The 13,945-nt window shown below is 39.9% G+C and carries 7 protein-coding genes; 1 reads left to right on the top strand and 6 read right to left on the bottom strand.

What is annotated here, in order from left to right:
• Nucleotides 1-8: 8 nt before the first annotated feature.
• On the bottom strand, nt 9-827 hold the full coding sequence (locus LV83_RS05135) for an SDR family oxidoreductase (RefSeq protein WP_111610459.1): 819 nt from the start codon (nt 825-827) through the stop codon (nt 9-11).
• 2 nt (nt 828-829) lie between these two features.
• The gene (gene uxaC, locus LV83_RS05130) at nt 830-2,269 is read right to left on the bottom strand and encodes a glucuronate isomerase (protein ID WP_111610458.1); all 1,440 of its coding nucleotides are present in this window, start codon (nt 2,267-2,269) and stop codon (nt 830-832) included.
• A gap of 176 nt (nt 2,270-2,445) precedes the next feature.
• Here uxaC and LV83_RS05125 point away from each other — a divergent pair, with 176 nt between their 5' ends.
• Nucleotides 2,446-3,468 carry a LacI family DNA-binding transcriptional regulator gene (locus LV83_RS05125; RefSeq protein ID WP_111610457.1) on the top strand — a complete coding sequence of 341 codons (1,023 nt, stop codon included), beginning with the start codon at nt 2,446-2,448 and terminating at the stop codon, nt 3,466-3,468.
• A 130-nt stretch (nt 3,469-3,598) separates the two neighbouring features.
• On the opposite strand, the gene LV83_RS05120 is transcribed toward LV83_RS05125, so the two are convergent.
• The 4 genes from LV83_RS05120 to LV83_RS05105 form a co-directional block, all read right to left on the bottom strand.
• Nucleotides 3,599-5,434, bottom strand: a complete 1,836-nt coding sequence (locus LV83_RS05120; RefSeq protein WP_111610456.1) for a RagB/SusD family nutrient uptake outer membrane protein — start codon at nt 5,432-5,434, stop codon at nt 3,599-3,601.
• A gap of 16 nt (nt 5,435-5,450) precedes the next feature.
• On the bottom strand, nt 5,451-8,522 hold the full coding sequence (locus tag LV83_RS05115; RefSeq protein WP_111610455.1) for a SusC/RagA family TonB-linked outer membrane protein: 3,072 nt from the start codon (nt 8,520-8,522) through the stop codon (nt 5,451-5,453).
• 498 nt (nt 8,523-9,020) lie between these two features.
• Nucleotides 9,021-10,691, bottom strand: a complete 1,671-nt coding sequence (locus LV83_RS05110; protein WP_111610454.1) for a RagB/SusD family nutrient uptake outer membrane protein — start codon at nt 10,689-10,691, stop codon at nt 9,021-9,023.
• A gap of 6 nt (nt 10,692-10,697) precedes the next feature.
• Nucleotides 10,698-13,715, bottom strand: a complete 3,018-nt coding sequence (locus LV83_RS05105) for a SusC/RagA family TonB-linked outer membrane protein (protein WP_111610453.1) — start codon at nt 13,713-13,715, stop codon at nt 10,698-10,700.
• Nucleotides 13,716-13,945: the final 230 nt, after the last annotated feature.

Below are 13,945 nucleotides of genomic sequence, written 5' to 3'. Positions count from 1 at the left end.
TCAAATTGCTAAACTCCTGAATAGGCTCCAAAACCACCATCCACTGCGACGATAGTTCCTGTGACAAATTCAGAGGCATCAGCGCAAAGCCAATGTAAAGCACCATTGAGGTCTTCAGGCTTACCAAATCTATGCATAGGCGTATGGCTGATGATTTGATTTCCACGTCCGGTAAGGCTTCCGTCAGATTCTGTAAGCAATGCTCTGTTTTGCTCAGTGAGGAAAAATCCTGGAGCTATTGCGTTCACTCTAAACTCAGCACCATGTTTTGCGCAAAGCTCCACTGAAAGGAACTTGGTTAGGTTATCAATAGCAGCCTTGGCAGAAGCGTAGCCCATCACACGCGTCATAGGTCTGGAAGCAGCCATGGAGCTGATATTGATGATGTTTCCTTTACCATTTTTCAGCATTAGTGGAAATAAAATCTTAGAAGGAATGGCTGTTCCTAGGTAATTCAGGTCCATCACTTTTCTTAATCCATCCAGCTCCAGATCCTTTAATGTTTTGTCAGGAGTGATTACAGCACCAGGCATATTACCACCTGCGGCATTGATCAAAATATCCAGGTAGCCATGGTCTTTTTCAATTGCAACACAGACATCTTCTATACTTTTTTCGTCGGTTACATCACAGATATAGCCAAAGGCTTTACCTCCGTGAGCTTTTATTTGCTTTACTAAATCTTCGACCTTAGCTGGCGTACGCCCTAAAATCAGGACCTCAGCGCCTTCGCTGGCAAGATATAAACTCATTGATGTGCCTAATACTCCTGTTGCTCCGGAGAAGGCTATTTTTTTTCCCTCAAGAGAAAATAGTAAACTGCTCATAATTAAACGTGAATGTTTTTGGGACTAAAGTCAAAATACTGCTTGGCATTGTAGTAGCAAATTCCTGAGATGATTTCCCCAAGCCATTTCTCATCCCAAGGAAGTTCGCCATTGGCTACATCTTGTCCAAAAAGATTGCATAGGATCCTGCGGAAATACTCGTGACGTGGAAAGGAAAGGAAGCTACGGGAGTCCGTTAGCATTCCGATAAAACAGCTGATTAAACCCATGTTTGAAAGTGTATTGAGTTGCTTCTCCATGCCATCCTTCTGATCGAGATACCACCAGCCTGATCCAAATTGGATTTTGCCACGAACAGAACCATCGTTGTAGTTTCCTATCATCGTAGCAAAAACCTCATTATCACGGGGATTGAGATTGTAAATCACAGTTTTTGTCAACTGGTCATCGGAATTTAAGGCATTGAAAAATCCTGACATGGCTTTAGCCTGATCAAAATCTCCAATGGAATCAAAGCCAGTATCTGGTCCAAGGATTCTGAGAGAACGCTCGTTGGTGTTTCTCAGAGCACCTAAGTGAAATTGCTGTACCCAACCTTTGGCATGATACATTTTACACAGAGCCATTAGCGTAGTGAACTTGAAGAAATTCACCTTTTCAGTAGATAAATTATCACCTGAAAGCACTTGAGAGAATATGGAATCTGCTGAGAAGGCATCATCTTTATAGAAATACAATTGCTCAAGTCCATGATCAGATAATCTACAGCCACGCTCGTGGAAATAGTCTATCCTAATGCTCATAGCCTCCAGCATTTTCTCATAAGAATTGATTTCAAATCCGACACTAGAGCTTAAGCTGGAAATGTAAGCCTTATAGGTAGTTGGATTTTCTATTGCGTAGGCTTTATCTGGGCGGAATGCCGGATACAAACCCAGATCTTTCCCCTTTTTGTGAAAGGAAATATGTTGATCCAATGAATCGATCGGGTCGTCCGTGGAGCATACCACTTCTACTTTCATCTGAGCCAAAAGGCCTTGAGTAGAGTAGGAGTCTCCTTCCAAAATAGTGTTGCAATGCTTGTAGACTTCAGCTGCATTTTTTTCAGAAAGTAACTCATCAAAACCAAAGTATCGCTTTAACTCTAGATGTGACCAGTGGTACAGTGGGTTTCTAAGCGTATAAGGTAACGTTTTGGACCAGTTTTTAAATTTCTCTTCATCTGAAGCGTCGCCGGTAATAAATCTCTCATTTATTCCAAAAGTTCGCATTGCCCTCCATTTGTAATGGTCACCGGCAAGCCAGATTTTAGAGATGTTTTCAAATTTTTTATTGGCATTTATTTCAGCTGGCGGAAGGTGATTATGATAATCTATAATGGGTAAATCCTTGGCGTACTGATGATAAAGAACTTTTGCGTAATCGTTTTGTAAAAGAAAATCCTCATTCAGGAATGATGATTTCGTTGTTGAATAGGGCATCTGTTATTTTGGCTAAATTTCTACAACTTATTATTGACTTAAAAATACCTCGAATCGACTGTATTTAGGTAATAAAATGCGGAAACGATTTCGAAATTATGCAAGTGGTATAGGCCAAATACGGGCAATCATTCGTAATTTGTGATCAATTAACGACCCATTTTACCTTTAATACCATGGCTTCAGGAATTAGTTTAAAAGAATTAGCTGCGGAACTTAAGCTTGCTCCTTCAACAGTCTCACGCGCTTTGAATGATAGTTACGAAATATCAGAGGCAACTAAAAAGAAGGTGATAAGTATGGCTGAGAAGCTAAATTATCATGCAAACCCTTTTGCACGTAGCTTGCGGGAAAATAAAAGTAAAACGATCGCAATTATCATCCCAGAGCGAATCAATAGTTTCTTTGCGCAAGTGATGGATGGAATCGAAGAGATAGCACAGGAGCATGGCTATCATCTTTTAATCTACAACACGCACGAAGATATGGAGCGTGAGCGGAAGATCGTGAATTTGCTTCTGAATGGCAGGGCTGATGCGATCGCGATGTCTGTGACAAGCCAAACTAGTGACAACTCGCATTTGAAGAAACTACACGATAGAGGGCTTCCAATCATATTTTTTGATCGGATAAGCTCGGAGATTCCCACTACTAAGTTTATTACCAATGATTACGAAAGTGCTTATGAAGCTACTCAGCACTTAATAAATCAGAATTGTAAAAAAATTACATTTTTTACCTTGTGCGTGGATTTGTCCATCAGTAAGGAGAGACAGCGTGGATTTAATGATGCTATCGCAGATGCAGGAATTGAATTGGATCCTTCCATGACGCTTTATTGCGGCCATGATGAACAGAGCAACATAGAGAAAATTCAGGAGTTACTCAATTCAGCAAATAGACCTGATGGGATAGTTACCTCGGTAGAGAAGTTAGCCTTTGCTACCTACCAAGCTTTAAAGCGAACTAATTTGAGAATGCCTAATGATTTAAAATTGATCAGTTTTTCAAATTCTTCTATTGCTGGATTGCTGAATCCTTCGCTAACTACGATTACTCAACCTGCTTCCATGATTGGTAGTGAATGCGCAAAGTTGCTCATTAAGAAATTGACAAAGCCAAATCACTATGATTTAATAGATCAGGTAATCACAATACCCTCTAAAATAACAATCCGAGAGTCAACATGTCAGGAATAGCTTAAACCTGATGCTATCCTTAGATGCTGCTCCAAGTTTGGAGTAGCATTTTTTTTGGAAAAAAGTAGTAGAAAAAAACGGAGACCAGTTGTTGATTCTGGTCTCCGTTGGTTCATGAGTTGAAGGTTGATTATTCTTCCGTTTCTATAGTAGTAAGTGGAGGAATGTTGTTTTCAAATCCATTGTATCCCTCATTTTGGTTGAGGTGACCTTTTGTATTAGAATTAATTGCATTCTGTGGAATAGGCCATAAAACATGATACGGACTTAGTGTATACGTATCCCCATGTCTGGTAAAGACTCCTTTATTGTAATAGTCTGTCACTTCCATGATTCTATCATAGTAGAAGTTATCCTTAGAGAAGTTAGCCTCATTGTAGGTCTTGCCATTGTAAGCAGCTTTACCTGTCATTGCAAATATTCTAGCAATTCTGGTCAACTCAGTTTTTCTAGGCTCTTCATAGTACAGCTCGCGAGCTCTTTCGTCCAATACAGTTCCAATGTTGATTTCTGATGCTTCATATGGTGCCGCACCTGCTCTAGTTCTTACTGCATTGATATCATCTGCTGCTCCGGCTAAGTCTCCTAACCAATATTTAGCTTCAGCTCTCAATAAATAAGATTCTGCCAATCTGAAAATATACCAATCGGTAGGCCCGCCTTGTGGCTGATTACGCTGTGCATCTGGGACGAATAGTTTGTAATGTGGCCATGAGAACCAACTTCTAATAGTATCCACTACCAGCACCACTCCATCTTCGTTTCTGAATTCCAGGTTTTGCCCGTAATAAGGGTCATTTGAAGAAATATCCGGATTGTTATAAACCAGGTCTTCCATGTCCATCCAGTTACCTGGAGCGTGTCTCAAGTCATTCTCATCATCCCAAATCATGCTTTGGTGATACCAAGTTGCTCTTAATCTTCCGATTCCTCGACCGAATTCTGTTACCTGGTCAATAGGAATAGCCGATCTGTCCGAGGTTCCTTTATTTCCGGTAGGTGTATTGATATTACTACCCCAGAACGGAACTGCATTACGCATCGTAATAATTCCGCCAGAGTTTCCATCTGTATCAACTCTGTCCATTACCAAAAGAATTGTTTCAGTGTTACTAACAGGAGACTTGTTTTCCGGTCTGTGAAGGTCCCAGATTACGTTTTTAGTAGGGTCATTGGCAGATACTCCAAATCGCTGTTTCATAAGGGCATACGGACCGTTATTAATAAGACGATTTGCTACGTCAAGTGCATCTTGAAATTCTCCTAGAGCTAGGTTGATCTTGATCAGCAGGTGTTGTAATGCTCCTTTTGGCACTCGCCCACGATCCATTACTTCTGGGATCCACTCTTCGCCCCATTCCAGATCTTCTTTCATTTTTCTCAAAATCACTGTACGTTCGGTAGAGTAGAAGTCAAGCTTTGGTTCTACGATTTCCTCTAGAATCAAAGGTATGTCACCAAATTGCTGCGTCAGTCTATAGTATCTTAATGATCTATGGAAATAGGCAGTGGCTAATAAGTGATTTCTTTCAGCCTCTGATTCATAATCCTGTGGCTCATCTATTCGGGATACTACCGTATTTGCATACTTTACTCCCTTATAGCCTTCATACCAGTACCATCCGATTCTGTTGGTATTGACACTATTCAAATTTGCATCAGGAGTTATGAGCAAATTCATATCCTGAGCTGGGCCAGATTTATCTGTAGTGCCCTCTACCGCTACTTCGCTGAAAATATGCTCAGTAAGAATAGGAGAACCATCGCCGGTGTATTCATGGCGCATATTACGCTCACATGCTACCAGAGCTGCCCAAAGGCCGCTAACTTCATTATAGGTGTTTTCTGGGGAGTAAAAGGAAAGAGGCTGAGGTTCTAGCCAGTCTTCATTACATCCAGAAGTGACAACTACAATCAATCCTGTCATAAGGATCTTTATATAATTTATTTTACTTCTAATTTTCATGTTAAAGTCTTTTAGCTTACAGTGTAACGTCGATTCCTAGGGTGAAATATCTCGGGATAGGACCAGAGTTTTCAGGATCCCAGAAGTCCCATTGTGGTGCAAAATGCCCAACGTTTCTGATATTACCGTACACACGTAAATTGGTGATATTTGCTTTTTCTGTCAGTTGCTTCGGGAAATTGTAGCCCATGGAGATATTTTCGAATCGAATAAATGATCTCTTACGGTAAACACTAAATCCACCGGCTCCTCCTTCACTAGAGTTCAACCTTGCCCATTCGTTACTAGGATTTTCCTCCGTCCAATATGGTGTGATGTATGAGCTGGTTCTGTCTAGGAATCCATCTCTGTTTTTCATTTGGTTGAAAGAACCATCATGTCCCCAATAGGAGTAAACCATTACTGACACATCAAAATTGTTGAAAAGAACAAATTCATTTCTCAAACTCCAGCGGAACCTAGGCTGCGTAAAACCTTGAAACTGACGGTCTGCATTGGTAAATAAGCCATCACCATCTACATCTACTACTTTAAAATCGCCCGGTTTAACACCATAGTCAGCAGCAGCTTCAGATTCGTTTAATTGCCATATACCATCTGTTTTGTAATTCCAGATTTGATCAATAGCGCGTCCTATAAACCAACCATTACTAGGATCATCCAACTCTTCACCATTCTCATCAAGGTCTCCGTAAAGGCTCACAATTTCATTTCTATTCAATTGAAAATTAGCTGTAGACCTCCAGATGAAGTTGTTTCTCTCATAGTTGGTAGAGTTTAGGGTAAGTTCAAACCCTTTGTTGTCCACCTGACCTAGATTGTCCCATACAAAGTTGAATCCTAGGAAATCTGGTAGGCTTCGCTCTACTAGTAAGTCTCTAGTGGACATTTTGTACATTTCAATTGTACCTGTCAGACGAGTTTTCAGAACTGAGAAATCAATTCCTAGGTTGAAGGACTCTGTTCTTTCCCACTGTAGGTTAGTATTTTGCATTCTGTTTACATACAGTTGGTTGACCAAATACAGTTCTCCGCTAGGTCGCTCATAGAAATACTTTCCTGTATTCAAATCAGAAAGTGCTACATATCTACCAATGTCACGGTTACCATTGCTACCCCAAGAGAAGCGCATTTTACCGAAATCTAACCAGTCAATATTGATGAAGTTTTCGTCAGAGAAAACCCAGCCAACAGCTGCAGAATAGAATAGTGCTCTTGGGTTACTTTGACCAAAGGCGGAATAACCATCTCTTCTTACCGAAATAGTGGTAGAATATTTACCATCGTATGAGTAGATCAATCGACCCATCAATGCATCTCCAGTACTGTATTCATCATTACTGGAGATGATCGGGTTGATACCACCACCAATATTGTGATAGCCTAAGCGGTCATGTGGTTCAAAACCATTATTGGTCATTGTATTGTCCCAAGACTGGAACTTCTCTGCGTTCACTAAGAAAGTTGCATTGAAATCATGCTTCTCAGCAAAAGTTTTCTGCCAAGTTAGGATGTTATCCAGTTGCCAATAATAGGTCTTATTTTGTCTTCTGGATGCAATTCCACCTCTTTGACCCCATTCTGCATGGTTAGCTGATTGGTGATTGAAGTACTCGTAGTAAGTAAATCGTGGAGTGAAATTGGTTCGGAAATTGAAGCCAAATGGTAATTTGATATTGGCATAAATCGTAGAATTGATATTGAGGTCTCTATCTACTCTATCGATATGGCTTCTGTCATAGAATGGGTGCGTTCCACCACTTTGCTCATCATTAGGTCTCCACTTGTAAGTGCCGTCTTCGTTGTATTCTGAACCCCAAGGAGAGAGCGTTCTTAGTAGATTCCAGTTTACTGTTACTTGACTTTCGTCCTGATGTGCAAATTGGATATTGGTACCTACCGAAAGCCAATTATTGACTTTTCCTTCCAGATTCAACCTTGTTCTGATGGTCTCAAATTCATCACCGATGATAATCCCCTCATTATTCAGATATCCAACTGACCAGTAGTAGTTGAAATTTTCATTTCTACCGGAAAGACTTACTGTGTAATCTTGGCGGAATCCAGTTTGGAAGATTTTGTCATACCAATCAACGGAATTTCCATTTTGGTAATTTTGGATTTCTGCTGGCTGCATGTTAAGTCTTTGTAGCCAAACAGTCACCGGGTCTCCTGAAGATCCGTCATATGCCATCCATTGTTCCAAAGAAATATTACTTGGGAGTGTTCTTGGGTCAGAAAACTCAAATGGGTCATAACCACCTGCATTGATACTTTTGAAAACATCTTCTCTCCAACTTACAAATCCATCTGGGCCATATACTTCAGGGAAGGTTGCCATGGTTGCAAGGCCAGCATTTGCATTGAATTTGATTGTTGGTTTGCCAATCGTTCCTTTTTTGGTTGTGATCAGGATTACGCCGTTTGCAGCTTTTGCTCCAAATACTGCTGCAGCACTTGCATCTTTGAGCACTTCGAGGTTATCGATATCATTTGGGTTGATATCAGCTAGCTCGCCGTAATAGATCGCTCCATCCAAAACCAGTAGGGGAGAGTTGCCTGCATTTAGGGAAGTCTGACCTCTCACCTGAAGTGATCCACCACCTTTTGCAGATGTACTCAATCCCACATTCAATCCTGCAGCATTTCCTCTTAGGATATCCTGAACAGAGTTCGGGTTTTCATTTTCTAATTTATTCGGATTCACAGAGGATACCGCACCAGTGATATCCCGCTTTTTTGCTGTGCCATATCCGATTACTACTACTTCTTCCAGATCGGAAGTATTTGGATTCATAGTCAAGTCGATTACCGATTGATTTCCGATCTCCATTTCTACAGGATCATATCCTATAAATGAGAAAACCAATACACCATCTCGAGGAGCGCTGATAGAATATTTTCCATCAAGATCTGTAGTGGTGCCAGTGGCAGTTCCTTTCAGAAGGACCGTTACACCAGGCAGAGGCATGTCTGTTTCGTCTAAAACAGTACCAGTGATTTGTACTTCCTGTGCATGCGCCATAGTGACGCTGATGCACAGAGAAAATACAATCAACCAGAGGCTTTTGTAAATTTTGTACCGCATAAGTAGGGGGTTAATTGTTATTATATATATTGACTAAAGTGTTAATGTTTTCAATTAAGAAACATTAACTTTCTAAAGTAAAATAATATGGAGCAAAGGCCCTATATCTTGGCTAGAAATTTACCGCAATCGATTTCGGTAGCGCTGGAGGCTATTTATAGGTTATTGTTGTACTTTGCTTTGATGAAGGGATAGCAATTGAAGATATTCTAATATGCATCCTGTAGTGTCATGTATATGGTTTTGCTTATCCTTTCTTGATTGAAATTAATGGGGAAATGCTCATGTTTTGAATCAAAAAATTGTATTTATCCTTTATCAATTAGTGTGATTAAAAAAGCAATATTAGGATTGGCTAAATAATATTTAACCGGTGATTAATAAGAATTTCGCTTATTTTATTGTTTAAAAAAAGTTATTTAATACAAAATAAAAAAGAACTACCATGTATTCCATGGTAGTTCTTTACATATTATATTCTGTTTATTTAGAAAATACTTAATATCCTGGGTTTTGAGGGAATGCACTTGATGTGCCTTCAGCCCGGTCAATTTGATTTTGAGGAATTGGTCTCAAGGTGTGAAATGCTTGAATATTTGGAGCTCCCTGAGGATTATACATCTTCACTCGCTCTACTAAAATTCCCCATCTTTTCAGATCCAACCATCTAGTCTGCTCACCGATCAGCTCTCTTGCACGCTCTTCAGTAATGAATTCAAAAGTCAGTTCAGATTGGGTGATTTCCATTTCAGCTTCTTTGCCAGGAAATGCTGCTCTTCTTCTTACCATGTTAATGTTTTCAGTAGCCAATCCAAGTTTACCTTGTCTGAATTGAGCTTCTGCAAGAAGTAGGTATGTGTCTGCAAGTCGCATAGCAATGTAATCTCGTCCGCCTTCAAATTGCGTACGATCCACACGTCCCGGATCTTTATGTTTCTTCATAGGAGGGAACAACCTCTCTGTGTAAAAATCTGGAATCAACACTTGGTATGGATACTTTGCACGCTCAGCTTCAGACATATTGTAGCCTGGCAACCAAATGGTAGTATCTCCTCTGGCATAGGTTACTGTTGATTTGGATTTGTCGAACGTAGTATTGAACGTACCAGGATTGTTGGATAAGAAGACATCCTGGTAGGTGTTTTTGTATCTAGAATCATTTACACGGTCTGCAAAGATAGTATTCAGTGTGTAGTCAGTAGATTTATAACGTTTGAATGGTCTTCCATTTTCTATGTCTCTTATCATTCCCGGCTGTACATCGTATTCCATCAGGAAGAACACGTGAGCGTTATTTCCTCCTCCATTGGTCAAAGGATCTCGAGTATATTGAGTAGACCAGATTACTTCACTGTTTATCTCGTTTCCAAAGGCGTGAACGTCTCCAAAATCAGGAAGTAATTCAAAACCATAATTACTGATCACACTCTGTAGGTTGGACTCTGCTTTGGAATAATCGGCAGATTCCCCTGCTTCAGAAGTGCCTTTAGTAAGATAAACTCTACCTAGAAGATGTTCTGCTGCAGGACGAGTTGCCCGGCCATAATCTGTGGATCTTTCTTTATCTTCTAAATTAGGAATTGCCTCCTCCAGGTCTTTAATAATAGCAGCATAGATTTGTGCGACCGAAGCTCTAGTCACCTCTTTAGTAGGAACTGCTGTCTCTTGAAGTTGAAGATCTACACCTCCAAATAATTGTACAAGAATGAAGTAGTGGTGAGCTCGGATAAATTTAGCTTCGGCTACTCGTTGATCAATTTGAGCTTGAGGGATACCAGTAAGATTCACAGATCTGTCTATTACGGCATTACAGGTATTTATTCCTCTATATAATTCATCCCATAATTCACGTATATGACCATTTTGAGAATCGAATTGGTTAGTATAGAAATTCATGAATTTCCAAGAACCATCTGCGCCATTAGTGAAGATGTCCGTACCGAAGATCGTAAGGTTATTTCCTCTCTCTGTACCATACCATGATCGCATTGTACTGTATGCAGCATTGATGCCGTCATTCATTCCTTTTGGCGTGTTCAGGTAATCGTTGCCGATCGGGGAAACAACATCTTCATCAAGGAATCCATCACAGGAAGCTGCGAGTGAAAGTCCTACAATAAGGGCTGAAGATTTTGCCCAGTATTTTATATTTTTTGCTAGTTTTTTCATAATTGATTAGAATTTAGCATTGATACCAAATGTGAAAGAAGTGACAGCAGGGGATACATTAGAGTTAACTACACCTCCACCTACGCCTTGCTCGCCATCGATAAAGACTTCTGGATCAATCCCTTTGTGCTCAGAGCGATAATTAGCGAAGATAAATGGCTGCTGAATACTTGAGTAAATTCTCAAGGCTGTCATTCCGATTTTCTTAGCTGCTTCTGGTGAGAAATTATAACCAAAATTGATGTTTCTTACTTTGATGAATGTACCATCAAAATATTCCATTGAGCTTGCATATTTCGCACTTTCCTGGTTCACATTTGGTCTTGGGTAAGAATTAGTTGGATTGGTTGGCGTCCAGTAATCAATATCCAAATTGTTATATCTACCCGCGAGAGAATTGTTTTGAGTATGGAACTGAGATCTAAGCATAGATCCAAATCTTCCATATAGGAAGAATGATAAATCAAATCCTTTGAAGTTAAATCTGTTTGTAAAACCCATTGCAAAATCAGCTACGGCAGAACCCAAGAATTGTCTATCAAGTGAGTTGATTACTCCGTCATTATTGAAGTCTTCAATTTTAATCTCACCCGGAACACTTCCGAAAGACTTAGCCTCATCCAATTCAGAAGTTTGCCAGATTCCTATCTTTTTCAAATCATAGAAAATCGTCAATGGCTGACCGATAAATCTTCCTGCGGAGATGTCATCACCGTTCGGTAAGGAAATAATTTCTTCTGTGTTTTTGGTGAAAATGATATCAGAAGACCAGGTGAAGTTTCCTTTTTCCACGTTTAGTGTGGAAATAGTCAATTCAACACCACGGTTTTGTGTTTCACCAATGTTGGTCGTAAACCCACCAAACCCAATAGAGTTAGGGAGTGGCTGAGGTGCTAGAAGATCACTTGTATTAGTGATGTAATATTCTAATGAACCAAATATTCTGCTGTTCCAAATCGCAAAATCCAATCCTAAATTGAGTGTAGTGGAAGTTTCCCATTTCAAGTCTGGATTACCAATTGTACTTGGTCTATAGCCAAAAGCGGCCGTATTGTCATAAGCGTAACTTGTTCTACCTAGCAAGGCTTGAGTTTGGTAAGGATTGATAGCCTGGTTTCCTATAGATCCATAAGATGCTCTAAGCTTCAACTGATCAAAAGTTGATGAATTTTGCATAAATGATTCTGAATGAATATTCCAGCCTAATGCAACTGAAGGGAAGTAAGCAAATCTATTGTTGGCACCAAATCTAGAGCTACCATCAGCTCTAAGTGTAGCCGTTAAAAGGTACTTGTTTTTGAAGTCATAATTTACTCTACCCATGAACGACATCAGCGACCATTCTACAAGGTTGGTGTTTGCACCGGTAATTTGTGATGCATCCCCCAATCTATGGAAGAGCTGAGATTCTGCTGGTATACCTAATACGGAAATACTGCTTTGTTCAAATCGGTCTCTCTGGATGGACTGAAGACCGGTGATGTTTATGTTGTGAACATCATTAAAAGTTTTGGTGTAATTCAGGATATTTTCAAACGTATAATTGAAAGTAAATCGATCATCTACACTTCCTGTAGCAGCTCCACCACGTCTAGCGTTGGTCTGAGAACCGGTGAATCGGCCATTTCTACTTATTGTAATATCTGGGCCAAATACCATTCTATAGCTAAGGCCTGGCAGGATGTCATACTGTGCAAAAATACTGTTGAATATTCTGTAGTTTTTAGTCAAATCGGCTTGTGCACCTGGTACAATTTCTGCAAATGGATTAGTTCTTAATCCATCTTGGGTAGGGAGGAAAATTAAATTTCCTTCATCATCATATGGTCTTCCAAGTGGGTTCTCTGCGAGAGCCCCTCCAAGTGGATTGAAGTTTTCTCCGTTTCTTTCGCTATAGGAAACCAATGTAGAAGTTCCGAATTTGATGTTTTTAGTGATCTTATGATCAATATTAGCTCTGAACGTGTAGCGAGTATAATCCTGATTGATGATTACACCTTCGTCTTTAAAGTAGTTTCCAGAAACGAAGAATGTGGTTTTATCACTACCACCACTAATACCTAATTGGTAGCTTTGAATAGAGCCGTTCCGTAATAGACCAGCAGGGTAATCTGTAGTTCTGCCTTGAGCAATTCCGTCAAGCTCAACTGGTTCAAATATAGAAGCATCTATTTCTGGAGTTGTGGGACCTTCTGGGATTTCTCCACCAGCTCTACGTGATTCTCTTTTGTATTCAGCGAATTCAGGACCATTGAATACATCAATTCTTCCCAACTCTTTGTTGATACCATAATAAGCATCTAGAGAAACGACAGTTTTACCAACTGACCCTCTTTTGGTGGTAATCAATACTACACCATTTGAACCTCTAGATCCATAAATAGCTGTAGCTGAGGCATCTTTCAATACTTCCATTGACGTAATATCCTGTGGGTTGATATCGTCAATTCCTCCCGCTAGCGGAATTCCATCTACTACATAAAGTGGCTCATTCGAAGCATTGAATGATCTTCTACCTCTAATTCTTACTTGTGGAGAAGATCCTGGCTTAGATCCTGGCTGTGTCACATCGACACCTGCCGCACGTCCTTGAAGCGCTTGTCTAGCATCCGTAATAGGAAGTTCTGCTATTTCTTTCGAGCCTACTGAGGAAATAGCTCCAGTTAATTGACTCTTTTTAGCCGTTCCATATCCTACAACGACTACTTCCTCCAAGTCTGATAGATCAGGAGTCAGATTCACATCGATTACTGTTTGGTTTCCTACTACTACTTCCGTGGCAGTGTAGCCAATAAAAGAGAAAACCAGGGTACCATTAGCAGGACTTGAGATGGAATACTTGCCATCTAAATCTGTTGTGGTTCCTGTAGTTGTTCCTTTTACAAGGATGGTAGCACCTGGCAAGGGCTGACCTGTTTCATCGTAGACTGTACCACTAATTTGTGCATTTTGCGAATATCCATGCGTAATGGACAGCAGCACCAAAAGTAGTACACTTAAATAAGTGTAAAGTTTTGACTTCATAATTTTGGGTTTTATTAAAAGAAAATTGGCTTTTAGATTCTATACCAAAGAATTCATCCATTTACAGATGAAACTCAGAATATACAATCTTCAGTTAAGGTATGGTATTACAGATAATTTCTCTTTAAAAACTTTCCGCTATTTACGCAATCGATTGCGCTGTTAAGCGGTGCTAAATTCCTTTGTTTGGTTTATATCTGCGTTAATTGGGTGATTTTGACCCTTTTTGA

This window comes from Algoriphagus yeomjeoni (assembly GCF_003259505.1).
GTDB lineage: Bacteria > Bacteroidota > Bacteroidia > Cytophagales > Cyclobacteriaceae > Algoriphagus > Algoriphagus yeomjeoni.
The sequence above is the reverse complement of the archived record's forward strand: the minus strand, read 5'-3'. Positions and strand labels throughout refer to the sequence as shown.

Bases quoted from the DNA above. Each gene is read 5' to 3' on its own strand.
- LV83_RS05105 (WP_111610453.1), bottom strand. From the start codon at position 13,715: ATGAAGTCAAAACTTTACACTTATTTAAGTGTACTACTTTTGGTGCTG.
- LV83_RS05125 (WP_111610457.1), top strand. From the start codon at position 2,446: ATGGCTTCAGGAATTAGTTTAAAAGAATTAGCTGCGGAACTTAAGCTT.
- uxaC (WP_111610458.1), bottom strand. From the start codon at position 2,269: ATGCCCTATTCAACAACGAAATCATCATTCCTGAATGAGGATTTTCTT.
- LV83_RS05115 (WP_111610455.1), bottom strand. From the start codon at position 8,522: ATGCGGTACAAAATTTACAAAAGCCTCTGGTTGATTGTATTTTCTCTG.
- LV83_RS05135 (WP_111610459.1), bottom strand. From the start codon at position 827: ATGAGCAGTTTACTATTTTCTCTTGAGGGAAAAAAAATAGCCTTCTCC.
- LV83_RS05110 (WP_111610454.1), bottom strand. From the start codon at position 10,691: ATGAAAAAACTAGCAAAAAATATAAAATACTGGGCAAAATCTTCAGCC.
- LV83_RS05120 (WP_111610456.1), bottom strand. From the start codon at position 5,434: ATGAAAATTAGAAGTAAAATAAATTATATAAAGATCCTTATGACAGGA.